We start from the raw sequence: 24,234 nt of genomic DNA, 5'->3' as shown, positions 1-24,234 counted from the left end.
ATGGCACAGCGAACCGGATGACCTCAGGAGTCGTGGCGGCGACGATCGATGTCCTGTAGTAACCGGTTACGCCCGGCCATGCCGCTGGGGTCCCGCCGGGGCGGCCGTCGACCGTACCGGCAGGCTGATCCCAGCACGTCGGCGGTGAGCTGCCTGTCCCGAAGCCTTGACGAGCCGAGGCAACGCTCCTACGCTTGCGCCGTTATATCGGTTTAACTGCTCCGACCCCCCTAGGAGCTCCCATGCGCCCCACTCGATCAGCCCCAACGATCGATGACCCCGTCGTGTGCGCGTGCTCCCGGCCACGCCCCCCGGCGGCCGGACCACGCACGGGATGGAACGCCTCGGCCGTCTTCCGTCGCCACGACAACACCTGGTGACATAACCCTGTGCCGCCCTTTCCTGGATATCAAGGTGACCGGAACGGGGAGCGGGCGGCAGAGCGGGTGCCGGCTTCGGCGCCTGCCGCGAGGGTCGGGCGATCGCCTCGCTCTCCCCACGGCACTCCTTAAGCCCGCCGGCGGCTGTGGCCCGGCTCGGCCCGCTGGGGCACGCCCTCTCCGCCGAGTCGTGCCCGTCGCCCAGGACCGTCTCCTCGTTCGATCGACCGCCCGCGCGATCAGGTGCACTTCGCGAACCGGCGGTTCGGCGGTTGCCCACTGTCATGTCGAAGTCCACAGCGGACATTTCCCCATCGAAGGGATCCCGTGCCATGATCGACAACGAAAGAGGCACACCCGGCGGCATGCGGCGGCGTACCGTCCTGCTCGGCGCGGCGGGCGGCGCACCGGCGCTGGGACGCCAGCGCCATCCGGGCACCACAGGCAGAGGCCGCCTCCTTCGTCAAAGGCGCGGACACCGGCTGGATGCCGCAGACACCAAGACCATGACCGTCCCGCCGAACACCGGCGGCAACACCATCCGAGTGGACCCCACCACGGCCGGACTGCCCAACATCGACCACCTCGACCTCGACGCCACAGCCGGCTGGCACCTCACTACGCACGGTTCGGAAGGGGCGCAGGGGGCCTCCGACGCCGTGACCGAGAGCGGCTGCTTCCCCCTCCCTCCGGATGGCTCGCGAGTCTCCGGTTCTGTGAACGTGCACAGAACAAACGCGTGAACTTCGCGCACGAACGCCTGGCCCTTTCTCAGGGATGCGATTCAAGACGGAACGGTATCCGTCCACACCGAGATGTCGCGCCCGAAAGGCGTGCGCCATTCGCCGCAGCCTTCCGGCTGAGCAGCACCGACCGCCTGACCAACGCGTAGACGCACACCACGAGAGGAATCATGACCAATAAATCCTGGAGGCGCGTCACCGCGGCACTCACCGTGCTCGTGACCGCGCTGGTGGCCGGGATGTTCACGGCGCCCACGCCGGCGCACGCCACCTTCGGCACCGCGGACATCAAGCCAATCGAAAGCAACATCGCCGCCAAGTTCTGGGCCTCCGCCACGGCAAGCAGCGGCTTGTCCACCGCACGACTGGCCATCGACGGAGACCCGACGACCTCCTGGTACGCGGACGGCTCCAGGGCCCGGCAGCGGCTGACCGTCGACCTCGGCGGCGCCTACGACAATCTGCGGAAGGTCAAGGTGATCTTCGCTGACCGTGGCGTGGTGTACCGGTACGTCATCGAGGCCTCGCCTGACGGTCGCAGGTGGGCCAGGATCGCCGACGAATCCCGCAACCGGGCCGCGTCACGGGGAGCGGTGCACTTGTTCACCCGGCCGGGCACACGCTTCGTCCGGCTCACGGTCACCGGAGCGTCAGGCCATCCCAAGCTCGGGGTGAGCGAGCTCCAGGTCTTCAACTATCTGCGCGACGACCTCATTCTCGGCGCCGACCTGTCCTGGGCGGACGACGTCCAGACCCGGGAGTACTGGGTCAACCCCCTGGCCGCCGACCGGGGCGCCGGACCGCGCCTCCTCGACGTGGCCAAGGACCGCGGCATGAAGTACGCCCGGCTGCGGATCTTCAACGAGCCGAGGGACGAAAGCACCGGTGACCCGACCCCGATCCCGCGCCAGGGGCCGGAACGTTCACTGCAGTCGGCACGATGGATCAAGGACCGGAGCATGGGGCTCGGCATCGACTTCCACTACGCGGACTCCTGGGCGGACCCGGCCAAGCAACCGAAACCGCGCGCCTGGGCCGAGCTGGAGTTCGACGATCTGACGCGGGCGGTGTACGACTTCACCGGCGACTACCTCCGCCAACTGATCAAGCAGGGCACCACGCCGGACAAGGTCGCCGTCGGAAACGAGATCATCAACGGCTTCCTGTACGGCAGCGAGGCGGCCCTCATCGGCACGACCAACCCGCCGTACTTCGTCAACCAAGCCGACATCTACCAGTCGAAGCCCGGCGGCGGCCTGCTGTGGCGCTACTGGAAGTCGGCCGACCCGGCCGAGCAGCAGCTCTACGACGAGGCATGGGACCGGTTCACCACCTTGGCCGCGGCCGGGATCAAGGCCGTGCGCGACACGTCGCCGAAGTCCAAGGTGGAGATCCATGTGATCGTCGACGCCGGGCGGCTCGCCAAGACCATGGAGTTCTGGAGCCAGTTCCTCACCCGGGTCAAGGCAAAAGGCCAGAACCCTGACGTGCTCGCGATCTCGTACTATCCGGAGTGGCACGGTTCGCCCGACGCGCTGGACGTCAACCTGCACACGATCGCGACGACCTACCCCGGCTACGAGATCGACATCGCCGAGACCGCCTACCCCGCGTCCGGCGGCGACGGCTCGCCCTTGCCCAACTCGCCCTTCCCGCGTACCGTCCAGGGCCAGGCAGACGCCATCCAGCGGGTCTTCCAGGCCGCCAACGACGTGGTCGGCAACCAGGGTGCCGGCGTGCTGGTCTGGGAGCCTGCGGGCTACCAGCCGATGTTCCGTGCCGTGCCCGAGCTGCCCAACACCTGGGAGCCGCACGCGTCGATCGACGTGTTCAACGCGAGCCAGGCCAGGCACATCCTCGAAGACACCGTCTACATCACCACCGGGGTGGGCAGGACTCCGGCACTCCCCTCCCACGTCCGCAAGCTCACCACCGCGAACAACGCGATCACCACGATCCCTGTTCACTGGCAGGCGCTGCCGGACGGGGCAACCGACACCCCCGGTGAGGTCCTCATCGTCGGGACGACGGCGCTGGGCCAGGTCACCGCGGTCATCGACGTCACCTAAGCGCGATTCCCGAAGTCCTGCGCGTAACGGGGCGTGAGATCGCCGACGCGGACGGGCATTGACAGAGCCCTCGCCGGGGGTTGGATCGAAGTTGCCCGCAACGCCCAACCACCCGGCGAGGGCGTGGTCAGTATGCGCCCGGTCAGCGTGTTCGCCAACGGTCCTGAAGCCTCGATCGAGCACCTGCGCGGCCAGCGGCGGCAAGCCCCGCGGGCGATGATGGTCCTGTTGCCGGCGCACGGGCTGCCCCGCCCCGGGCGGCCGCGCATCGGCGGGTCGCGCCTGCTGGCGCGGATCGCCGCGTTGCTGGAGCGGGCCGGGTCGTGGGGTCGTCTCACGCTGCATCTGCTGTACGTCGTTCGCGGGCTGTGAGGATCGAGAGATGACCGGCAGGCAGACGTTCGGGACGATCTCCTCCACTCCGCCCGATGGCTTTCATGAGAACTCGTCGGGACACGGTTCGTAGAACGGCCGGGACACTGTCGGGTCGGTGCCGACCTCGGCAGGGGGGAAGTCGCAGTGCATGGCTGCGCGGATCGCCCGCGTCACCAGCAGGTCCGACTGGCCGCGACGGGCGCGGGGAGCGTCTCGTCCGGATCCTGACTGCGTGTAGCGCCGACGCCCGCTGACTCGCGACTTGGCCGACTTGCCGCAGCTACTTGATCGCGATGAACCCTTCAAAGGCGAGATATTTCAGGATCGTTCCGTAGCTCGCGAAGCCGGCCTCCCCGAGGAGGACGAGGTTGTCGTCGGTGGAGACCGGCTGCAGCACGCCGAGCAGGCTCTCCTTCTTGTTCAGGATCTCCTCCGGGCTCAGTCCCGCGTTGCGCTTGAACCGGTAGTGCAGCGTCGTGATCAGGTCCTCGAGCTGCGCGCCCGGAGCCAGGACCTTGTCGAACATGAAGAAGGCCCCACCAGGACGGAGCGCCTGGCAGATCCGGCGGAGCACCTCCCGCCGGAGCCCCGGCGGCAGGAAGTGCATGGTCAGGTACGCGACCACGAAATCGCACTGCTGGAAGGCGATCGCGGTGAGGTCGCCCTCCACGACCTCGACGTTGTCAAGACCGGCGCAGTGCTCGCGGGCGGCCTTGACCATCGCGGCCTCGCGGTCGACTCCGATCCAGTGGGTGGCGCTGTTGGCCGGGCTGTGGGTGGCCAGGCGGTGCAGGAGCTGGCCGGTGGCCGAGCCGAGCTCGTAGCCGACACGGGGCTGGTCACCGCCGAGGAAGCACGTGGACAGGTCGCAGACGAGGTCGTGCCCGGCGTCGTAGAGCGGCACGGAGTGGCGGGCGTGATCGACGAACACCGCGGGGACGTCGCCGGAGAAGACCCATGATCCGGGTGAGGTGATGGGAAGGGAGGTCACGGCGGATCACGCTTTCCGGTACGCCGTGATGTTGCGGGTCGAGGTGGTCGTGAAGGGCGCCTTGTCCCAGCTCGACCAGCGCTCGTGCAGCCGCATCCCGGCGATCCTGGCCATCAGGTCGAGCTCGGACGGCCAGACGTAGCGGACCGCGCCGGGACGCAGCTGTACTCCCTCCGTTTCGCTGAGCCTGATGTGGCAGGTACGCATCTCCTGCGTCACGTGATTGGCGGTCGAGACGAACAACGAGACCGCGTCGGGCTTGACGTTGGAGGTCCAGGCCCGGCCGTTCTCCAGGACGCCGCTGGCCGGCGCCAGCAGCTCGACGACGAAGAAGCCGCCGGGTGCCAGGTGCGCGGCGACGTTCTCGAAGCACTGCACCTGCGCCTCCTGCGTGGTCAGGGCCGACAGCGCGAAACGGGAGATGAAGGCCAGGCCGAACTCGCCGTCGACTTTTACGTCGGCGAAGTCGCCCTCCACGACGTGGATCTCGTCGCCGCGCGGTTTGGCGCGTAGCTGTTCGATCATCCAGGGGGAGTTGTCCACGCCGGTCACGGCCAGCCCTCGGTCGAGCAGCGGGAGGGCGAGCCGGCCGGTGCCGATGCCGAGCTCCAGTACGGCTCGCCCGTTCGCCAGCCCGGCGAGGTAGTCGGCCGCGTCCTGGGTGTCGGGCTGATCGCCGAACTCCGCCTCCCAGCGGGCCGACCATTCCGGTCCGTAGGCGACGGCGTTGAGAGCGTCGGCGTCTTTCATCGTGGGCTTCCTTTCACGCGTGGGGAAGGGGGAAGAAGTTCAGCTCTGTCCTGGCGGGCCAGCCGAGCTTGACCGCCGCGTTGCGCAGCCGGTCCGCGCCGAGGTAGGGGAAGGCGGCGGCGAAGTTGCCGACCAGCCCGGGGACGAGCGTCCTGGTGACGTGGAGCCCGGCGGCGGCGACGTCCGGTGTGGTGAGGTCGACGGCGATCACCTCGTAGCCGGCCTGCTCGACCCGCTGCCGGTAGGTGCTCAGGGAGCGGTCCGGCATCGCGGGGACGGACGAGGCCGGGATGGCGGCCCCAGAGTCCAGCCGGCTTCGGACCCGCTTGACGGCGCGAGGGTCGAGGTTGACCTGTAGCTGGCATTCCAGGTCGCCGACGTCACGGAAGTCCGGGCGGAAGCTGTCGAGGTAGGCGCGGTCGGCTCGCCACTCGTGCATGAAGTGCCGGGCCTTGCGCCCGGCGTGCACGGCCTCCCAGTACAGGCCGGCGGGATCCTGCAGGTCGCGGGCGATCTCCTGGAGCGTCAGCGCTTCGGCCCAGGCCTTCTCCGCCGCCGGCTCGACGGTGTCGCGGCAGCCGAAACCGATCGTCAGGATCTGCTCTTCGATGTGCTCGACGACGCCGGCGATCACGGGGACGTCGAACTCGTTGGGCAGCGGGATCAGCCACGCGCGCTGGCTGGGCGTGCCGTCGAAGAGCGCGGCCAGGCGTGGCGTCGGCTTCAGGGACGGCAGGGTGGGGAGGTTGGCCCACCAGACCATGGTGGCGTCCCGCTCGATCACCTCTTCGAGGCCGGACCGCACGGCGTCCTCGAAGGACTCCCCGGCTGCTACCCCGGCGTAGTACAGGGGATTGGTGGTGGGCTCGTGGTAGTAGGGCCCGACGTAGTAATTGCAGTAGGCCAGGCTGGCGGGCACCCAGACTGGCCGGTCATGGGTGAGGGAGCGGCCCGCGATCCAGTGCACCGGCAGGTTGGTGTCGAAGCGGACGAAGGGGAAGCCGTCCGCCGCGTACTGGGATTCGGAGAACAGGACGATCGATTCCGGTGCGAGGGCGTTCTCGCCGGCCCGGCACAGCTCGGCGTAGGAAGCCTTGCGTAACAGCTCGGACTGGATCCAGTTGGCGCAGTAGCGTTCCACGCTCTCGCCGATCGCCGCTGCCCGCGCCCCGGCCACGTCGCCGAAGGTGCTGGCGCCGCACAGGACGTTGGTGGCCCAGGGGAAGCGCCGGTTCATGTCGGCGACGTCGGCTTGCACGGTGGTCAGACCGCGGGGGATCGACGGGTCGTGCTCGATGACCCTGGTGGCCGCCACGATGCCGATCCGGTCGTCGAGGAGCAGGTCGGTGCCGGTGATGCGATGGTTGATCACCTCCGGAAGCGGGCTTCGCGGGAGGGGCAGGAACGGATGGAGCCGGATTTGCGGGCCGGCGGGGTCCACCTCGATCTCGTTGCCGGCCAGGGCACAGGGCTCGGCGGCCAGCCAGCGGCGCAGCTCGACCAGGAATATCGACACGAGGTAGGTCAGCACGTCCGGGGGAGGCGGTCGCAGGCCGCCGGTCAGCGAGGGCTGGAGGAGCGCGTCGGCGAGGTCCGGCCGCTGCGTCACGCAGGCCCGGCGGGTCAGCAGATCCCGGTACGGCGCGGTGTGGCCGGGCTCGATGGCCGGACCGAAGTAGCACCTGCCCTGGTCCAGGAAGAAGCAGGTCCACGGTCCGGTGCGCCGGTCGTCCACCTGTAACAACAGTTCGGGGTCGAACCGCGTGCTCAGCAGTGCCAGCGGCCGGTCGAGCGGCACGTCACCGTCGAGCAGGTGTGTCTCCTCGCCTGGCGCGGCGAGGCTCGTGACGATGGGATACAGGGCGGCATCGGTGAGAAGTACCGGAGTCTGCGGGGTCTCGATGAGGGAGCCGGTCGAGGCGAGCAGGCCGGCCAGTTCCGGCCACGGCGGCGACCTGTCCGGCGGCGTCGCGGAGAGGTCCTCCAGGGCACGGACGACGTCCGCCGCGGGCCGCTCGATCTCGAACATCCGGCCGTCCGGTGTGATGAGCACGGCTGCGTCCTCGCCCAGGGGACGCACGTCCACGTTGACTCTCGGAATATGTTTCAAGATCGTATCCTTGTCGCGTCGGGGCCCGTGGGGCCGGGTGCGGCCCGGCCCCACGGGTGTCACCTCGTCAGCTCCAGCGGAAGGCGCGGAAGCCCGTGCTGTGGTTGTGCGGCGCGACGGTGTCGCGGCGCCGTTCGGTGCTGATTTCGCGGATCATGCGCTGACCTCCTTCCTGTGGGTGGTTATTGCAGCTGGTGGCGGACCAGCCGGGCATAGGTGCCGCCGGCTGCCACCAGCTCCGCGTGCGTGCCGATCTCGGCGACCTTGCCGTGATCGAGCACGATCAAGCGGTCGGCGGTGCGGATCGTGGAGAGCCGGTGCGCGACCAGCAGGGTGGTCCGGCCGGCGCGGACTCGGGCCATGGCCAGGCCCAGCAGCCGCTCGCTCTCCGCGTCCACATTGGAGACGGGCTCGTCCAGGATGAGGATGGGCGCGTCGCGCAGCAGCGCGCGGGCGATGGCGATGCGCTGACGCTGGCCGCCCGAGACCCGCGCGCCCCACTCGCCGACGACGGTGTCATAACCGTCGGGCAGCTCCTCGACGATGAAGTCGTGGGCCAGCGCGGCCCTGGCGGCGGTCTCGATCTGCTCCTGGTTCGCGCCAGGTCTGCCCAGCGCGATGTTCTCGGCGACCGTCCGGTTGAGCAGGTAGATCTCCTGCGGCACCACGGAGATCAGCTTGCGCAGCTCCTGGTCGGCCAGGTCACGCAGGTCGTTACCGGCGATCCGGACCGAGCCCGACTCCGGGTCCCAGAAGCGCAGCAGCAGATTGGTGATCGTCGACTTGCCTGCGCCGGAGTGTCCCACCAGCGCGACCGTCTCGCCGGCGGCGATATCGAAGGTGACGCCGGACACGGCCGGCGGGAGGTCGGGGCCGTACCGGAAGGAGACGTCGCGGAAGGAGACGTCGAGCGCCGTCGGCAGGGCGGGCAGCGGCGGCGGCGAGGCCGGTTCGGGGGCCATGGCCGGCGCGTCGACGACTGCGAAGATGCGTTCGCCGGCGGCGGCGACCACGCCGAGCTCGCGGGCGGCGTCGCTGAGCTTGGTGACGGGTGCCAGCGCGGCGGCGGCCAGCACGACCGCGGTCGGGTAGAGCGCCACCGGCATGACGCCGGTGGCGACCAGGATGGCCGATCCGGCGAGCACGCCGACGACGCCCAGCCCGATCAGCAGGTCGGTCGCGGCACGTTCGACGCCGACCCGGCTGCCGTGGGCCAGTTGCGCCTGGTTCAGGTCGCGGCCGTGCTCGCCGAGCCGGGTCAGGAAGCGCTCCTCCTGGCCGAAGGTCGCGATCTCGCGAAGCCCCTGCACGCCGTCCACGGCGGTGGCGTTGAGCCGGCCGAGATGCAGCCGCCACGCCCGGCCCTGGACGGTTGCCCGCTTGCGCAGCCAGGTGGGGACGAAGGCCACCAGGGCGGCGATCGGCAGGATGACGAGGGCGAGCACCGGATGGATGAACCACAGGGCGGCCACCGACCCGGTCGGCACCACGACCGCGACGCACAGCGGGCTCAGGGTGTGGGCGAAGAACACTTCCAGCCGCTCGACGTCGTCCATGACCGTCGAGGCCAGGTCGCCGGAGCGGTGCCCCTTCGGGTGCGCGGGCGCGATCCGCTCGAAGCCCGCGTAGAGCCGCTCGCGGATGTCGACCAGGATGCGGAAGGCCATGTCGTGGGCGATGTGCGACTCCACGAAGGCCAGCACCGCGCGGGGGATCACCAAGCAGGCCAGCACGATCAGCCCGGGACGCAGCTGGGCCACGCCCGCGCCGGTGATCGCGGCACCGGCCACCCAGGCGCCGACCGCGGCGATCGCCACGGTGAGCGCCTGGTCGAGCACGCCGCTGCCGATCGCGCCGGTCAGGTGCAGCCGGTAGGGTCGCACGACGGCGAGCAGGGGGCGCAGGCCGGAGATCATCGGCTCACCGCCTGCGCCGCCACGAGCCGCTGGTAGCCGGCCGACCGTTCGAGCAACTCGGCATGGGTGCCGGCAGCGGCGACCCGGCCCTGGTCGAGCAGCAGGATGCGGTCGGCGTCCCGCACGGTCGACAGCCGGTGGGCGATGACCAGCGTCGTCCGGCCGGCGGCCAGTCGATCGAGAGCGTGCTGGATCTCCGCCTCATGGGCCGAGTCGATGCTGGAGGTCGCCTCGTCGAGGACGAGGATCGGCGCGTTCTTGAGCAGGGCGCGGGCGATGGCGATGCGCTGCCGCTCCCCGCCCGACAAGGTGGCGCCGCGCTCGCCGACCACGGTGTCGTACCCCTCAGGCAGCCTGGTGATGAAGTCGTGGGCACCGGCGGCGACCGCAGCCGCCTCCACCTGCCCGGCATCGGCGCCGGGCCGGCCGAGCAGCAGGTTGTCGCGGACCGTGCCGTGAAAGAGGTAGGTGTCCTGGGCCACCACGGAGATCAGGCCGCGTAACCGCGCCAGGGACAGCTCCCGGATGTCCCGCCCGCCGAGCAGGACGCGGCCCGCCCCTGGGTCGAAGAAGCGCAGCAGCAGCGAGACGATCGTGCTCTTGCCCGCGCCCGACCGGCCGACGATCGCCACCGTCCGGCCTTCCTCCACCTCGAACGACAGGTCCGAGACGACGTCCTGCCCGCCGCGGTAGCCGAAGGACACGCCGTCGAACGAGATCGACGAGGACGCCGGCGGCGGCTGCGGATGCCGCGTCTCGGTGACGGCCGGCGAGGCGTCCAGCAGCTCGAAGATCCCGGCGGCGGCGGAGATCGCCGGGTAGGCGGAGTGGTAGGCCTTCTGAAGCTCCTCCAGGGGCCGGAACGCCTCGCGGGCCAGGAGGAGAACCAGCAGCAAGCCCAGCACGTCGAGCTGCCCGATGGCCAGCCGCACGGCTCCCAGCCCGATCGCGAGGGAGACACCCGCGACCGACAGTAACCCCATCGCGCCGGTCCGGAGGTTGGCCACCGCCACGAACCCGATCGAGGCCCGGTAGAACTCGTGGGATTCGCGCGCCAGCTCACGGCCGCGCTCGCGGCTGACGCCGAACGCCTTCAGCGTCGTCATGCCTTGCAGCACGTCGAGATAGTCGGCGCCGAGCCGGCGCCACAGCCCCCAGAACCAGCCGGCCCGCTCGGCCTGCAGGCGCCGGGCGAGCAGGGGAGTCGCGGTGATCGCGAGCGCTCCGGCGAACAGGACACCGCCGATCAGCGGATCGACGAGGACGAGCCCGGCCAGGATCGCCAGAGCGCCCAGGGCGGCGCCCAGCAGCTGGGACAGGAAGCGGCTGACGTACACGTCGATCTTCTCGACGCCGTCGACCACCGTCGCCTGGGTGGCGCCCGTCCGGTTGGCCGCGGTGTAGCCGGGCCCCAGCTCGAAGAGCTTGGCGTACAGGCGCCTGCGAAGGGAGTCCTTCACCGCCCGTCCCGTGGCGGCGACGACCAGCTCGCGCGCCCAGATCAGGGCCGCCCTGGTCACCAGCATGCCCGAGACCACGGCAAGCGGAACGAGCACGCCCTGCCACGGCCTGCCGGCGAATACGACGGCCAGGGCCTGCGCGATCGCGATGCCCTGCCCCACATGGGTGGCGGTGATGGCGAACGTCACCGCCGTGCCGAGCGCCAGCCACCCGCGCGCGCCGGCGGCCAGCCGTAACAGCCGTGGAGTCAAGGGGGCAACCCGTTGCCGAGACGACGCGGGTTTGATAACCGTTGTCATGTTCAAGGACGCTAACTCGGCGCCCGCAGGTATGCAACAGCAGAGGAGAAAAAGGATGAAACGCTTATTCTGCGCGCTCCTAGCCGCCGGGCTCACCGCATGCGGAGCCGCCGGTCCGCCACCGCGGGCGGCTCCAGAGCGGCCCGGCTGTGTGACCAAGTTCGCGCCCCAGACGAACTACTTTCCCCACCGAGTCGACGCCGAGTACGCCAAGGGCTGGCAGGTCCGCTACGAGCGCTCGTACAAGGTGCTGAAGACGACGGTGCAGGCGGCCGGCGGGCACGCCAAGGCCGGCAGCCGCGAGATCGACAGCACCTACGTGCTGCTCCAGTGCGGTGCTCCGCGACCGGAGCTGACCGGCGAACTGGCGGGCGCCACCGTCATCGAGGTCCCCGTCAGGACGATGGCCGATGGGGGCAGCGTCCTGTACGCGTCGCTGGAGAAGCTGGGAAAGGCCGACGCGCTGGTCGGCCACGCCGAACCGTTCATCGGCGACGTCGAGGCACCCTACCTGCCCAAGATCGCCGAGCGGATCAAGGCAGGCAAGGTCGCCGAGATCGGGTACGAGGTCAACTACGAAGCGCTGGCCGACGCCGACCCCGACTTCTACACCAACTACGCCGGAGACGACCAGACCTTCAGCAAGATCGAAGAGCTCGGCATCCCCATCGTCTTCTACTTCCCCTACTCCGAGACGCCGCTCGGAGCGGCCGAGCAGATCAAGTTCCTGTCGCTCTTCTTCAACGCCGAACAGCAGGCCCAGCAGGTGTTCGATCCGATCGAAGAGCGTTACCTGAAGCTGCGCGCCCAGATAGACGCACATGTCGCCGGCAAGAAGAAGCCCAAGGTGCTGATCGGCACCGTCGGCGAGTCGGGGTCGGTGACCACCAGGCAACGGGAGCGGTTCGAGCCTCAGCTCATCCGTGAGGCCGGCGCCGAGCCGGTGCCCGACCTGCCCGGTGGCGGCATCGCGACCCTGTCGCTGGAGAAGTTCCTCGACGCGGGAGCCGACGCCGGCTACTGGATGGACCTGGTGTTCTTCCCCAAGCACAAGACAGGAGCCGACTACATCGCCGGCGACGACCGGCTCGCCCGCCTGCCCGCCCTCGAGAACGGCAGGACGTTCCACCGCGTCGGGACGCGAGGGGCCGACTACTTCCTCAACGGCGCGCTGGAGGCCGACCTGATCCTGCGCGACATGGTGAACCTCCTGCACCCGGAACTCCTGAGGAGCGGCGATGAGCTCCAGTTCGTCAAGCGTGTTCCGGCCAAGTAGCCTGCGCCGCGCCATCGTCCTGGCCATGCTCGCAGCCGGCGTGCTGGCCGCGTTCCTGGCCACGCTGGCCTGGGGGTCGGTCAGCGTGCCGCTGGACGAGGTCATCGCCATCCTGCGCGGCCATGACCCGGCCCGCAGGACCTGGCGGGCCATCGTCCTCGACCTGCGCCTGCCCCGCGCGACGACGGCGATCCTCGCCGGGACGGCGATGGCCCTGGCCGGGCTCGCCATGCAGACGCTGTTCCGCAACGCCCTCGCCGAGCCGTATGTCCTCGGCGTCACCTCGGGGGCGGGCCTGGGTGTGGGCCTGCTCCTGCTGCCGCAGGGCGCGACGACCGGCGTGGGCGCCTCGCTGCTGGCGGGACTCGCCCCGCTGCATGGGCTCGGCGTCGTCGGCGCGGCCGCCCTGGGAGCGTTCGCCGTCCTGCTGCTGATGCTGGCCGTCGCCGGACGGGTGCGCAATATGGTCATCGTCCTGGTGGCGGGCATCATGGTCGGTGCCTTCCTCGGCGCGATCACCAACGTGCTGGTATTTTTCGCCCGGCCCGAGGCGGTGGTGGCCTTCACACAGTGGCAGTTCGGCAGCTTCGAGGGCGTGCGTTCGGCGCAGCTGCCCGTGCTCGCCTCGGTGGTGTCCGCGGGCACGTTGCTGCTGGCCGTCTTCGTCAAGCAGCTGAACGTGTCGCTGCTGGGCGAGCGGTACGCCCAGAGCATGGGCCTGTCCCCGCGGCGGGTGCGGATCGTCGCCATCGCCGCCACAGCCTTGCTGTCCGGTGCGGTCACCGCCTACACCGGGCCGATTGCCTTCCTCGGCATCGCCGCCCCGCACCTGGCGCGGGGCCTGCTCGGCACGGCCGACCATCGGCTGCTGATCCCCGGCTCGGCACTGCTCGGCGCGTTGATCGCACTGGCCGCCGGGATCTTCGCGCAACTGCCCGGCACTGGGCTCACGCTGCCGCTCAACGCCGCCCTCGCGCTGCTCGGCGCGCCCGTCGTGCTCCACGTACTCCTGCGGATCAACCGTACCGGAGGAGGTTTCAGTGTCTGACGAAAGGCTGGCCACCACGGATCTCACGGTGGGCTATCGCCGCCGCGCCGTGCTCTCGGACATCGACGTCACCTTGCACGCCGGGGAACTGGCCTGCCTGATCGGCGCGAACGGCATCGGCAAATCCACCCTCATGCGCACCCTCGCCCGCGCCCAACCACAGCTCACCGGCCAGATCGAGCTTCGCGGGCGGCCCATCACCGACCTCTCCCCACGCGAGCTCGCCGCCGAACTGGCCATCGTCCTCACCGACAGGGTCGCCGCCGGGCAACTGCACGGCTACGACCTCGTCGCCCTCGGACGCGCCCCCCACACCGGATGGTTCGGCAGGCTCGACGGCACCGACCGGCGGGTGATCGAGCAGGCACTGGACACCACCAACGCCGGGCACCTGGCCGGCCGGCCGGTGTCGGAGCTCAGCGACGGCGAGCGGCAGCGCCTGATGATCGCACGGGCGCTCGCCCAGCAGCCGTCCGTGCTGCTGCTGGACGAACCCACCGCGTTCCTCGACGTGACCGCCCGGCTGGAGCTCATCAAGCTGCTGCTCTCCCTGACGCACGAGCACGGCCTCGCCGTCCTGATGTCCACCCACGACGTCGAGCACATGCTGCGGCACGCCGACTCGCTCTGGCTGATCACCCCCGAACGCGAGCTGATCAGCGGCGCGCCGGAAGAGATCGGGCTGGCCGGGCACCTGCAGCGCATGCTCAACGGCGCCGCCACCTTCGACCCGCGAACCGGCACCTTCACCTGGGACACCGGCCACTCGGCCACCGCTCGTATCACGGCGCCGCACGACTGCCCGGCCGACCTGCTGGCCTGGACCGGACGTGCAGTGGAGCGCGCCGGATACCGCATCAGCGAGCATCACGCCGACATCACGGTCGAGGTGCGTTCGTCCGGCAACTGGCTGGTAGGCCCCCACGAGCTCGACTCGGTGGCGACACTGGTCGCCTACCTGCGAAACGGCCGGTGATCGCAGGCATGCCGTCGGTACGTCCGTGGCGGCGGGTGCGTTGTCCCGACCGCGGCCCGGCCGAAGAGCTGGCCGCCCTGGAAATCGCCCAGGGTGGCGCTCCGGCAGCGCCTGCGCCCGAGCGGATCGACATCACGAAAGTGGCCAGTCACGCGATCCGCCACCTGGCATTCCTGCCTGCTGCGGCTGCGCGAGCTGTTCGCCGTACGGATCCCGGGCAGCCCGGTGCGGGTCGTGCCGGACCTCGTGCACCACTTCGCCCAGGCGCTGGTCCGCACGGGCCTGCCGGACGTGGCCGTCCCGGTCATCGACTCCTACATGTGCGGCATGGCCTGCCCGGCCGATGCGGTGGTCGCGGAGATCGCCCGCCGCCTGCGCGAGATCATCGACCGCGAGCCTCGTAGCCGGTCCGATCAGCTGGAAAGCCTCGCGGCCCGCATCGCCCTTCACCAAGGCGGCCACACCACGCGGGCCCAGCGACCGGAGGCGATCGCCGCCGAACTGGGAGTATCTGTCGAGGACTACAGGGCCGCCAAGGCGCTGGGTGACAGTGACATGCCCGGCGAATCGGAGAAGCGGTAGTCGTACGCGGCGGGCAAGCACCCGGGTCCGGGACATGGATCCGGGAGTGCAGACAGGGGTCACGCCCGGCTTCTCGGAGCGAACCTGGCGAATTCCGTCGATGAGGCACTAATAGCGCCGCCCATGACGGTCGTACCCATCACCGTCGTCGACCTGGACATGGCCCGTGACCGCGTGCTGCCCGGTCGGCGCGAAAGCTCCACGGCACTGCCGAGGACCAGCACGCCGCCGCCGTGCCTGAGATCGGGGCATGCCCTGGTGGCGTCCTGTGTCGCCGGCCGCTGGGAGCGGGGTCGCAGGCGGGCCGCGCCTGCACGGTCACGGTCCGCCTGCCGATGGTTGCGCGGCGGGGTCCGGGCGCGCCCCTGCGGCGGGCCGCCGGTCAGGAGCGGGTCTTGGCCAGGGCCTTTCCGAGCTCCTTCTTGCTCATGCGCGACCGTCCGGGGATGTCGGCCTTGCGTGCCCGTTCGTACAGCTCCGTCTTGGTGGGCTCGCCGCCGGTGGAGGTCGCGCGGGCCTCGCGCGGGATGGTCAGCGCGCGCAGTTCCTGTTGCCGGCGTTGCCGGAACGTCTTGGCGAGGTCGCGCAGCTCCCGTTCGCCTGTCGTGCGGGCAAGCAGGGGCAGGAGGGTGCTCTCCTCCTCCTGGACGTGGTGGCTCACCGAAAGCGCGAGCAGGGCATGGGCACTGGTGAACTCCGTGCTGCCGGGCCGGGCCCGTTTCAGGGTGTCCAGCAGTACCTCGGCCTTTTTGTGCTCCTCGAGGCCGTGGTGGGCGTCGAGGCGGGGATAGACCACGTCCTCCTCGGCGCGGACGTGGGCGGTGAGCAGGGCGTACAGGGTGGCCACGATGGCCCGCCGATCGCCCTTGCCGTGGGTCAGCTTGGCGAAGAGCTCCTCGATCTTGCGGTGGTCGGCCTTGATGAGGGTGATGACGTCGTCTGCCATGGCCGCTCCGCTACCCCGCTCGCGCAGCGCCAAGCGCCGTTCCCGGGGAGGTCACGAGCCGGTACGGCGGCGAGCGGCGCGCCGGCCCTGAGCCGGCCGGCACGCGCCTCACCCCGCTCCTGACCGCCGCGCTCACCGCGCCGCGGGGCCCGGGATCGGCCGCCAGGCCGCCGGTGACGACGTCCGGGTCGCATCCTTGCCCGAACGCCGGCGGGCCGGCCCTCGGAGACGGCCTGGAGGCCGGCGACGTCGATCGAACCCGTCGAAGCAGCGTGCCTCAGGGCTGAGGAATGATCTTGAAGGATGGCCGGTCGTCCTCGACCTCCGCGTCGAGGGTTTTGTCGTCCAGGAATGAGGCGGCGCTCGGTTCGAGGTAGACCCGTACACCCTCTGCCTCGAGTATGTGATCGTTGGGATGCGGGCCGCCCGAGACCGACAGCTCAAGGGATCTGCCGGCGCCGTTGGTGGAGGAGGCCGCGATGCGCAGCCCCGTGTCCGGCGGGGTCTCCGGTTGTGTGGTCAGATCGCGTATTGCCGCGACCGCGTCGGCGGTCAGCGTGAGCACGGCGACTCCTCCCGGTTGTCCTCGCTCGATTGCTTCTGATGGCCTGCCCGCGCCGAACACGCCAATAACCCCAGCAAGGGGCAAATGGTGTCAATGTCGAACGTGCTCGCCTCGCTTCCCGTCTCAGCGCGTCCATGCCGGCTGCCTTCGCCGGGCGGGGTCAGGCCTCAGTCCAGGCGTGCGCGTGGCGGTCTTCGCGGGAGGGGCCCTGCCAGTCCAGGCACAGGACGCCGGCGTCGTCTTCCAGGTGGCCCCGGCATGCTTCCGGCAAGAGGGATCTGTTCGGCACGGCGGCCCTCCTGCCTCGTGTCCTGCGAAGGCGTGGCCAGGGCGGCGCCGGACACCTCCGGCGTCGTCGCGGCGCGGTCGGCGGCGCAACCGGACCGATGGCGGAAGAGTGGTGTCCGCGCCGGCATGGCCGGTCCTCATCCTTCTGATCTGTCGATTGAACTAACTAGAGCCTCGGGGCTGGCGCATTCGCACGGGAGCCGCCGGCGGTCGTGCCCGGATTTGTCAGCACGCATTTCAGGTCGGGTCGTTGACAACGTTGCCCGGGCCATCTTACCGTGGGGCTAATTATTCGGTTAAGTTCACACCTCCCCCTCAGGAGGACATCGTGAACAAGCGCCGCACGGCCACCGTGGCTGTCCAAGCGTCAGGCCGCGCCGGGGACCCGGAGGTCGCCTTCCCGGCGGCCGGCTACGGGACGGGTGTGGAGCCGGACTTCGGAGGCCCGGCTGTCACCGTCACCGCCAGGACCCTTGTCTCCGGACATCGGCGGCCCCTCGAAGCTTCCGGCGTCGGTCCGGCGCCGCCGCTCTCGTCCCGCACCTCCCCGGGAGGACACCATGAGTTTCGCCGCGCCGGCACGATCGTCATCGGCGGCACGTTCACCGCGTCCTTCTCGGGCTTGGTGACGTTCACGCCGGCGAAGGCTTCGGTGGCCGGGTCTCGGCCGGATACGCCGTCGGGGGCACCTGGCGGCACGCCTCCCGCCGGGCCGGTATCACCGTGGTGGCCAAGCCAGGCCCCGGCGCGGCCGCCACTTCCACCGGCGTCGCAGCCGTCCGCGGCCCCTTCGCCTGGCTCGGTCCCGGTTCCTTCTCCCTCGACCATGTCCGCGCCGAATAGCCCCAGCTAGCGACGCCGGGCCAGGGAATCGAGTGAACGAGGGAACATTTCTTCTTGCCTGATTGAATTGTGTTGGAACGATCCATTTTCGGCTGAGAAACATGTAGTAAACAGTTATGAAACTCTTGAAACTTAACTGGTTAAGTATTTGACTGAGAGGCATGAAAGCGCACCCCCCTGTGTTACGCGGCCCCGCAATCTGGGCCGCGGTCCTCGCTCTGGTTCTCGCGGGAACAGCAGCTCTCGCGAGCCGGCCGTCCACGGCGGCCACCGCCCGGGCCGGCTTCGTCCACCGCTGCGGCGTGCACTTCTGCCTCGACGGCAGGACGTTCTTCTTCGCCGGCGCCAACACCTACGACCTGTTCACCTACGGCAGCGCCTCGGGTGACACCGAGACGCAGTACATGGACAAGGCGCGCATCGACGCCCACTTCGCCCGGCTCAAGGCCGACAAGGTCAGCGTGCTGCGCACCTGGCTGTTCAACCACGAGAGCTGGCACGGCTTCGAGACCGAGAAGGGCGTCTACAACGAGCAGCAGTTCGCGCTCTTCGACTACGTCATCGAGTCGGCCAAGCGGCACGGCGTCAAGCTCCTGCCGGTCTTCGAGAACTACTGGGAGGCCTACGGCGGCATCGACGCCCGCCTGCGCTGGGAAGGCCTGTCCGGCGGCCACCCCGCCCGCGCGGCCTTCTTCGACAAGACCCGGTGCGCCGGCTGCTTCACCTCCTACAAGAACTACGTCAGCTACGTACTCAACCGCACCAACCACTACAGCGGCGTGAAGTACAAGGACGAGCCGGCCATCTTCGCCTGGGAGCTCATGAACGAGCCGCGTTACCAGGACGTCAGCCCCGAGGAGAACACCTCGGGCACCACGCTGCGCAAGTGGGTCGACGAGATGGGCGCCTTCATCAAGGGCATCGACCCCGACCACATGCTCGGCACCGGCCTCGAAGCCCACGAGACCCGGTTCGGCTTCGGCGGCGACGAGGGCAACCCGTTCGTCCACATCCACCGGTCGCCCTTCATCGACTTCACCTCGGCCCACCCGTACCCCACCGAGCACTGGGCGGACCTCAGCATCCAGGAGACCCAGGAACTGGTCCGCACGTGGATCCGCGAGTCGCACGACATCATCGGCAAGCCGTTCTACATGGGCGAGTTCAACGTCCACAACGTCGACCGCACGCAATGGTGGACCGCCATCTTCCAGACCTTCGAGGAAGAGGGCGGCGACGGCACCGGGTTCTGGTGGTACCAGGACCGGCAGATCGACGGCAAGTTCGGCGTCTCCCAGGGCGCGCCCGAACTGGCGGCCTTCCGCGCCCACTCCGATCGTCAGGCCGCCAGGAACGGCCCTGGCCCGACCACGAGCCCGACACCGACCGTCACTCCGACGGTCACCCCGACCACGAGCCCGTCGCCTCCGGTGGGTGGCTGCTCGGTGTCCTATCGGTTGTCGGAATGGGGGTCGAGTTTCAACGCCGAGGTGAGCATCCGTAACAACGGTGCCGTCGCGATCGGCGGCTGGACGTTGGGGTTCGCCTTCCCTTCGGCGCAGACGATCAACAGTGTCTGGAATGCGAGGGCGACGCAGTCGGGCCGGCAGGTGACGGTGACCAGTGAGTCGTGGACGGCGAACATCCCGGCGGGCGGCACGGTGAGCTTCGGTCTGAACGGCTCTTCCCCCCAGGGCGGCAACGGCGTTCCGGCGGCCTTCACTCTCAACGACACCATCTGCACGAAGGCATGACCATGACTGCGATATCCCGCCTCGGCCTGGTCACCGCGGTGCTGGCCGTCCTGGCCGCAGCCCTCGCCACGACCACCGCTCGTCCGCGTGGTGCAGCGTGATCTTGCCTTGCGCGTAACTTCCCGGCCCCTCGAGCTGCTCAGTGGAGTGCTTGGGGGGCAGGGCCGGAATGCCGAGCTCCGCTGCGAGCTCATCCTCGATCATGGTCCGGGTGCGGTTCCTGTCCCGGGCCAGGTCGGCTGAGGTGCGAGGGGCGTCGCCGCCGCGTCGTCCAGGACGGCGTCCCCGCTGCCGGGTGCCATGGCGCGGACCTGGTCGCTCAGGTCCGCGCCGTAGGTCGCCGGGATCGCGCCGATGGTCGGCTTGCCACCAGCACCTCCGCGAGCCCGCGCGGCCACCATGGGGGTGCTCCCGAACGGGCGAATGGCCCGACGCGAGGCGCGGGCCATTCGTTGGGGTGCGGGTCGATCGTGTCTCAGGGGTGGCGAAGCCAGGTTCGATGGAGACGTCGTCGTACCCCGATCAGCGCCTTGGGGCGTACCAGATTCTGCTGTGCAGGTCCGCCCCTCTGATCACCTGGATGCGCCAGGGCTCCAGCCGGAGGACGTGCAGCTCCGGATCGCCGGGTCCGCCGCGCCAGAAGTTGCCCAGGTCGTATCCGGCTCCCTTCGGGCTCGTCCGCCGGTACAGGTCCCACACGTGCCGCTTGGTCTCCAGGTCGTCGACCCAGGCGGCGACGGCGTCGACGCTCACCGCGTTCTGCCGTGGCGTCCAGTAGGAGAAGGTGGTGTGTGGGTTGCCCGCCAGGTGGGCGGCCTTGACCGGCGTCTTGTACGTGGCCAGCCAGCCCAGCGGGGCTCCCTCGACGGTCTCCCAGACCGGGATCAGCACCCGTGCGCGCGGCCGTCCCTTGGCGTCGACGGTGGTCATGGTCGCGTACACGATGTCGCCGATGTAGGCGTCGAACTGGTCAGAGATCTCGGCGAAGGACTCAACTCGAGTGGCCATCGGTTTCTCTCCTCTTCTCAGGCGGCGGTCGTGGCGGACTCGGCCGGCGTGGCCGCGTCCGGTGCGGTGTCGCCGGGCACGGCGGGCGTACGCAGGCCGAACGCGATGACGATCGCGCCGAGCGCCGCCGCCGCCACGGGAACGATCAGTGCGGTGCGCAGGGCGTCCAGGCCCGAGCCCGCGGCGACGCTCACGGCGGTGACGGCCGACAGCCCGAGCGCCGTGCCGAACTGGATGGAGGTGTAGAGCAGGCCGCCCGCCAGGCCGTGTTCGTCCTCGGCGACGCCGTCGGTGGCGGCCATGGTCAGCGGGCCGTACGCCAGCGAGAAGGCCAGCCCGAGCAGGACCAGCGCCGGCAGCATGGCGGTGTAGGCCCAGTCCATCCCGACGGGAAGGAACAGCGCGTACGCGGTTGCCGCGAGCACGATGCCGCCGAACAGCACGCGGGTGTTGCCGAAGCGGTTCACCAGACGCGGCGTCAGGACGGGGGCGAGGACGGTGTCGATGCCGATCACCAGCATGGCCAGGCCCGTCTGCATCGTGTTCCAGCCGCGCAGTTCCTGGAAGTACAGGGTGGCCAGGAACTGGAAGCCCGCGAACGCGGCCAGGAACAGCAGCGCGGCCACGTTCACGCGCACCAGCGGCGCGGATCGCAGGATGCCCAGCCGCAGCAGCGGGGACGAAGCGCGCCGCTCGATCGCGACGAACAGTCCCAGCAGCGCCAGGCCCGCGGCGAACACGGCGGCGGTCAGAGCGGGGCCGTCCCCGGCGTGCTCCAGCCGGACCACCCCGTACACCAGCAGCAGCATCGCTCCCGTGATGGTGAACGCTCCCGCCAGGTCAAAGCCGCCCGAGCGACGCCCGCCGCCCGTGTCGCGGCCCGTGTCGCGGCCGGTGTCGCGGCCTGTGTCGCGGACGAAGGCCAGGGCCGCCACCAGGATCAGCGCCGACAGGATGACCGGCGCGAAGAACACCCATCGCCAGCCGAACGAGGCGAGCACGCCGCCCGCCACCACGCCGAGCGAGAACCCGCCCGCCGCCGTGCCCGCGTACACACCGAGCGCCTTGGTGCGCGCGGGCCCCTCCGGGAAGTTGGACGTGACCAGCGCCAGCCCGGCCGGAGCCATGAACGCGGCCGCGACCCCCGTGACGAACCGGGCGACCAGCAGCATCCAGCCCTCCGTGGCAAGCCCGCCGACCCCGGAGAAGACCAGGAAGACCGCCAGCCACAACACGAACATCCGGCGGTGGCCCAGCAGATCGGCGGCACGTCCGCCCAGCAGCATGAACCCGCCATAGCCCAGCACGTAGGCGCTGACCACCCCGCTGAGCATCCCGGTGGACAAGCCCAGATCGGCACGGATCGACGGCAGTGCCACGTTCAGCATCGCCACGTCGATCCCCTCCAGGAAGATCGCACCGCACAGCACCAGCAGCACGCCCCACGCCCGCCCTGACAGGCGGGCCGGCCCACCGGCGGATCCAGCGACGGAAATGGACATCGCTCCCCGACCTCCTCATGTCGTGGGAACCGCTTCGGGGGTGGTTCCCCAAATGCCTGCCGGTTCCCTCTTGTAACCGACAGCATCGTCGGGCACTATCGGTGACCATGGAAGACGGCACTTTCAAGTCCCTCGGTTACTGCGGTGATACCGGTGTCGACGAGGACGTTCTCCAGTGGGACCAGCGCGCCGACTGCGAGGTGCGGCAGATCCTCGACCGTGTCGCCGACAAGTGGTCGCTCCTGGTGATCGCGCTGCTGGACAAGCGCAGCCTGCGTTTCACCGAGCTGCGCCGCGCGATCGACGGGGTCAGTCAGCGGATGCTGGCCCGCACCCTGCGGCATCTGGAACGCGACGGGCTGGTGAGCCGGACCGTGCACCCGACCGTCCCGCCGCGCGTGGACTACGCGCTGACGCCGATGGGCGCGACCCTGCACGCCACCATCCACGCCCTGGTCGTCTGGACCGAGGAACACCAGAACGCCATCGCCGCGGCCCGCGCCGCCTACGACCGCCGCGCCGCGGCGGAGCGGGAGGCCGCCGAACGCGAGGAGGCCGAACGCGCCGCCATCGCCCGCGCCGCCTTGCCGGCCAGTGGCTCACCGGCCCTGTCCGGGCAGGTTCGTTGAGATGATCCGGGCCTGGTGTGCCGGCCGGGGTCGTCGGTCGGCAGCGGCGTCTCCAGCCGGCTCGCGACCGGCGGGCCCGGGGTGTGAGGAGTTGAGGTACCGGCGATCCCGGTGAGATTGATCTCCTTAGGGGTTCGCCTATGTCGCGGGCGCGTCAGGCCCGTGGGGTACGACGCGCGTGCGCAACGCCTGTGAGAGCGCGTCGACGGTCACCTCCACCACGGCCAGGAGTTGCGCCGCGCTCGCCCCGGCTCTGCTCATGACGGCGAGAGACTGGTTCACGGCCACCACGTGTTCGGCGAAGGTCTCGGCGGCCTGGCCGGTCAAGGGGCCGGCCTTCAGCGCGGCGCGCAGACGCGAGCGCTGGAGGCCCAGCGCCTCCTTCGCCTGCGCCGCGACGCTCGGGCTCAGCACCGGGATCGCCATGGCCGTCTGGGCGATCAGGCATCCATCCGGCAGTTCGGGATCGGCGATGCGTTCGAGGGTGACGTCGAAGAACGCACGAACGGCCGCAAGAGGCTCCGAGGCCGCACGCGACAGGGCGGCATCGTACGGCCGACCGGCCCGGCCGTCGTCCTGCTCGCCGGATTCCCGCAAACCTGGTGGGCTTGGCGAAAGGTGATGCCCGGCCTCGCCAGCCGGTTCCGCGTCATCGCGATCGACCTGCCGGGTCAGGGGCACTCCGAACGTCCGGAGCGCGGCTACGACACGCACACGGTCGCCGCGCACGTCCACGCCGCCGTGCAGGCTCTCGAAGTGCCGGCGTACTGGCTGGCCGCCCACGACATCGGCGCCTGGGTCGCTTTCTCCCTCGCGCTTCGATTCGACAGCCGACTGCGCGGGCTCGCCCTGCTCGACGCCGGAATTCCCGGCATCACCCTCCCGGACGCGATCCCCACGGACCCGGACCGGGCCTGGAAGACCTGGCATTTTCGCGTTCCACCTCGTGCCCGACCTGCCCGAGACGCTGCTCGCCGGTCGCGAACGGGACTACGTCGGCTGGTTCCTGAACATGAAGGCCCTCTCTCCCGGCACGTTCGACGACGCCGAGCTCGACCACTACGCGGCGGCCATCGCCGCCGACGGCGGCCTGCGCGCCTCCCTCGCCTACTACCGGGACGCCGCCGAGTCGGCGCGCAAGAACCGCGAGGCGCTCAAGCGGCAGCGCCTCACCGTGCCCATCCTCGGCATCTCCAGCAGCCACGGCTCCATCCCGGACATGGCGGCCTCCATCAGCCCGTGGGCCGACGACGTCACCGGAGTCGTCGTGCCCGACGCCGGCCACTTCATCCCGGATGAGCAGCCCGCGGCCGTCGCCGCCGCCGTGGCCGACTTCATCCTCGGCGGCCGGGATCCTCATGGCTGACGCCCACGCCGGCGTCGATCGTGAGAACCGGCACACTGTTCAGGTGAACCGGCGATACCACTATGCCGGCCCTGCCGAGATCCGCGACCAGCTGCGTACGGGAAGCCCGGGGCACGTCATCTCCGGCCAGGACGATCTCGCCGACTGGCTGGGGATCAGCGATAGTCCGCCGGCTATTGCCCGACATCTGCCAGGCGCCGCTGCCCGGAATCTGGAACGTGGATCAGCCGGACTGAAGAGCTCCGGCTCGACGAGCAGGGGAGGCGGTCTTCCGGCGGGCCTCGGGCGGGGAGATCTGGCGGAGGCGGCCGGGGGAGGACCCGCGAGCCGGCCGAGCTCGTGCCGCCGGCGCCATGG

At 70.0% G+C, this 24,234-nt stretch carries 19 protein-coding genes and 1 pseudogene; 10 read left to right on the top strand and 10 right to left on the bottom strand.

Translation table 11 applies throughout. The features are described from left to right. The first annotated feature begins 712 nt into the window (after nucleotides 1-712). The 3 genes and pseudogenes from IO39_RS54820 to IO39_RS26485 all read left to right on the top strand — a co-directional run. Nucleotides 713-1,123 (top strand): carbohydrate-binding protein, encoded by a 411-nt coding sequence (locus tag IO39_RS54820; protein ID WP_157548932.1) that lies wholly within the window; start codon nucleotides 713-715, stop codon nucleotides 1,121-1,123. A gap of 170 nt (nucleotides 1,124-1,293) precedes the next feature. After that, complete coding sequence (locus IO39_RS26490; RefSeq protein ID WP_084773535.1) at nucleotides 1,294-3,192, top strand: glycosyl hydrolase 53 family protein; 1,899 nt, start codon at nucleotides 1,294-1,296, stop codon at nucleotides 3,190-3,192. A gap of 132 nt (nucleotides 3,193-3,324) precedes the next feature. Continuing rightward, a pseudogene (locus tag IO39_RS26485) lies at nucleotides 3,325-3,519 on the top strand (IS630 family transposase); the annotation flags it as partial. Nucleotides 3,520-3,847: 328 nt separating this feature from the next. Here the strand turns inward: IO39_RS26485 and IO39_RS26480 are convergent. The 5 genes from IO39_RS26480 to IO39_RS26460 form a co-directional block, all read right to left on the bottom strand. Further along, complete coding sequence (locus IO39_RS26480; RefSeq protein WP_043628443.1) at nucleotides 3,848-4,558, bottom strand: methyltransferase domain-containing protein; 711 nt, start codon at nucleotides 4,556-4,558, stop codon at nucleotides 3,848-3,850. Between the two features lie 6 nt (nucleotides 4,559-4,564). Then, a complete protein-coding gene (locus IO39_RS26475) occupies nucleotides 4,565-5,308 on the bottom strand; it encodes a class I SAM-dependent DNA methyltransferase (RefSeq protein ID WP_043628441.1) in 744 nt (247 codons plus the stop codon). A 13-nt stretch (nucleotides 5,309-5,321) separates the two neighbouring features. Then, entirely contained in the window at nucleotides 5,322-7,418 is a 2,097-nt protein-coding gene (locus IO39_RS50980; protein ID WP_157548928.1) for a YcaO-like family protein, read from the bottom strand. Between the two features lie 182 nt (nucleotides 7,419-7,600). Next, on the bottom strand, nucleotides 7,601-9,334 hold the full coding sequence (gene cydC / locus IO39_RS26465) for a thiol reductant ABC exporter subunit CydC (RefSeq protein WP_043628439.1): 1,734 nt from the start codon (nucleotides 9,332-9,334) through the stop codon (nucleotides 7,601-7,603). Next, the gene (locus tag IO39_RS26460; RefSeq protein WP_043628437.1) at nucleotides 9,331-11,046 is read right to left on the bottom strand and encodes an ABC transporter ATP-binding protein/permease; all 1,716 of its coding nucleotides are present in this window, start codon (nucleotides 11,044-11,046) and stop codon (nucleotides 9,331-9,333) included. The genes cydC and IO39_RS26460 overlap by 4 nt, the downstream gene beginning before the upstream one ends. A 199-nt stretch (nucleotides 11,047-11,245) precedes the next feature. Here IO39_RS26460 and IO39_RS26455 point away from each other — a divergent pair, with 199 nt between their 5' ends. From IO39_RS26455 to IO39_RS26440, 4 genes are all read left to right on the top strand, one after another. Then, nucleotides 11,246-12,370 (top strand): ABC transporter substrate-binding protein, encoded by a 1,125-nt coding sequence (locus IO39_RS26455; protein ID WP_043628435.1) that lies wholly within the window; start codon nucleotides 11,246-11,248, stop codon nucleotides 12,368-12,370. Then, nucleotides 12,333-13,418, top strand: coding sequence for a FecCD family ABC transporter permease (locus IO39_RS26450; RefSeq protein ID WP_052423397.1), 1,086 nt, complete (start codon nucleotides 12,333-12,335; stop codon nucleotides 13,416-13,418). Before IO39_RS26455 ends, IO39_RS26450 begins: the two co-directional genes overlap by 38 nt. Further along, nucleotides 13,411-14,394 carry an ABC transporter ATP-binding protein gene (locus tag IO39_RS26445; RefSeq protein ID WP_043628433.1) on the top strand — a complete coding sequence of 328 codons (984 nt, stop codon included), beginning with the start codon at nucleotides 13,411-13,413 and terminating at the stop codon, nucleotides 14,392-14,394. The genes IO39_RS26450 and IO39_RS26445 overlap by 8 nt, the downstream gene beginning before the upstream one ends. Before the next feature lie 93 nt (nucleotides 14,395-14,487). Continuing rightward, nucleotides 14,488-14,976 carry a hypothetical protein gene (locus IO39_RS26440; RefSeq protein WP_157548926.1) on the top strand — a complete coding sequence of 163 codons (489 nt, stop codon included), beginning with the start codon at nucleotides 14,488-14,490 and terminating at the stop codon, nucleotides 14,974-14,976. A gap of 382 nt (nucleotides 14,977-15,358) precedes the next feature. Here IO39_RS26440 and IO39_RS50975 read toward each other — a convergent pair whose 3' ends face one another. Together IO39_RS50975 and IO39_RS26430 are read right to left on the bottom strand one after the other, a co-directional pair. Then, nucleotides 15,359-15,922, bottom strand: a complete 564-nt coding sequence (locus IO39_RS50975) for a hemerythrin domain-containing protein (protein ID WP_052423396.1) — start codon at nucleotides 15,920-15,922, stop codon at nucleotides 15,359-15,361. Nucleotides 15,923-16,199: 277 nt separating this feature from the next. Then, nucleotides 16,200-16,487, bottom strand: coding sequence for a HesB/IscA family protein (locus IO39_RS26430; protein WP_043628428.1), 288 nt, complete (start codon nucleotides 16,485-16,487; stop codon nucleotides 16,200-16,202). Nucleotides 16,488-17,779: 1,292 nt separating this feature from the next. On the opposite strand from IO39_RS26430, the gene IO39_RS56870 reads away from it, so the two are divergent. After that, nucleotides 17,780-19,372: a cellulose binding domain-containing protein gene (locus IO39_RS56870; protein WP_500690336.1), complete on the top strand. Its 1,593-nt coding sequence runs from the start codon at nucleotides 17,780-17,782 to the stop codon at nucleotides 19,370-19,372. Between the two features lie 522 nt (nucleotides 19,373-19,894). Here IO39_RS56870 and IO39_RS26420 read toward each other — a convergent pair. Then, nucleotides 19,895-20,380, bottom strand: a complete 486-nt coding sequence (locus tag IO39_RS26420; protein ID WP_043628426.1) for a pyridoxamine 5'-phosphate oxidase family protein — start codon at nucleotides 20,378-20,380, stop codon at nucleotides 19,895-19,897. Nucleotides 20,381-20,397: 17 nt separating this feature from the next. Then, nucleotides 20,398-21,882: an MFS transporter gene (locus IO39_RS26415; RefSeq protein WP_043628424.1), complete on the bottom strand. Its 1,485-nt coding sequence runs from the start codon at nucleotides 21,880-21,882 to the stop codon at nucleotides 20,398-20,400. 107 nt (nucleotides 21,883-21,989) lie between these two features. Between IO39_RS26415 and IO39_RS26410 the strand changes: the two genes are divergently transcribed. Next, nucleotides 21,990-22,511: a winged helix-turn-helix transcriptional regulator gene (locus IO39_RS26410; RefSeq protein ID WP_052423394.1), complete on the top strand. Its 522-nt coding sequence runs from the start codon at nucleotides 21,990-21,992 to the stop codon at nucleotides 22,509-22,511. Nucleotides 22,512-22,649: 138 nt separating this feature from the next. On the opposite strand, the gene IO39_RS58005 is transcribed toward IO39_RS26410, so the two are convergent. Next, entirely contained in the window at nucleotides 22,650-23,192 is a 543-nt protein-coding gene (locus tag IO39_RS58005) for a TetR family transcriptional regulator C-terminal domain-containing protein (RefSeq protein WP_439331486.1), read from the bottom strand. On the opposite strand from IO39_RS58005, the gene IO39_RS59675 reads away from it, so the two are divergent. Beyond that, nucleotides 23,133-23,810 (top strand): alpha/beta fold hydrolase, encoded by a 678-nt coding sequence (locus IO39_RS59675; protein ID WP_369332891.1) that lies wholly within the window; start codon nucleotides 23,133-23,135, stop codon nucleotides 23,808-23,810. The genes IO39_RS58005 and IO39_RS59675 overlap by 60 nt on opposite strands. Nucleotides 23,811-24,234 lie beyond the last annotated feature (424 nt).

Source organism: Nonomuraea candida (assembly GCF_000725485.1).
Lineage (GTDB): Bacteria > Actinomycetota > Actinomycetes > Streptosporangiales > Streptosporangiaceae > Nonomuraea > Nonomuraea candida.
Note: the sequence above shows the minus strand (reverse complement) of the source record. Positions and strands in the feature narration are given on the sequence as shown.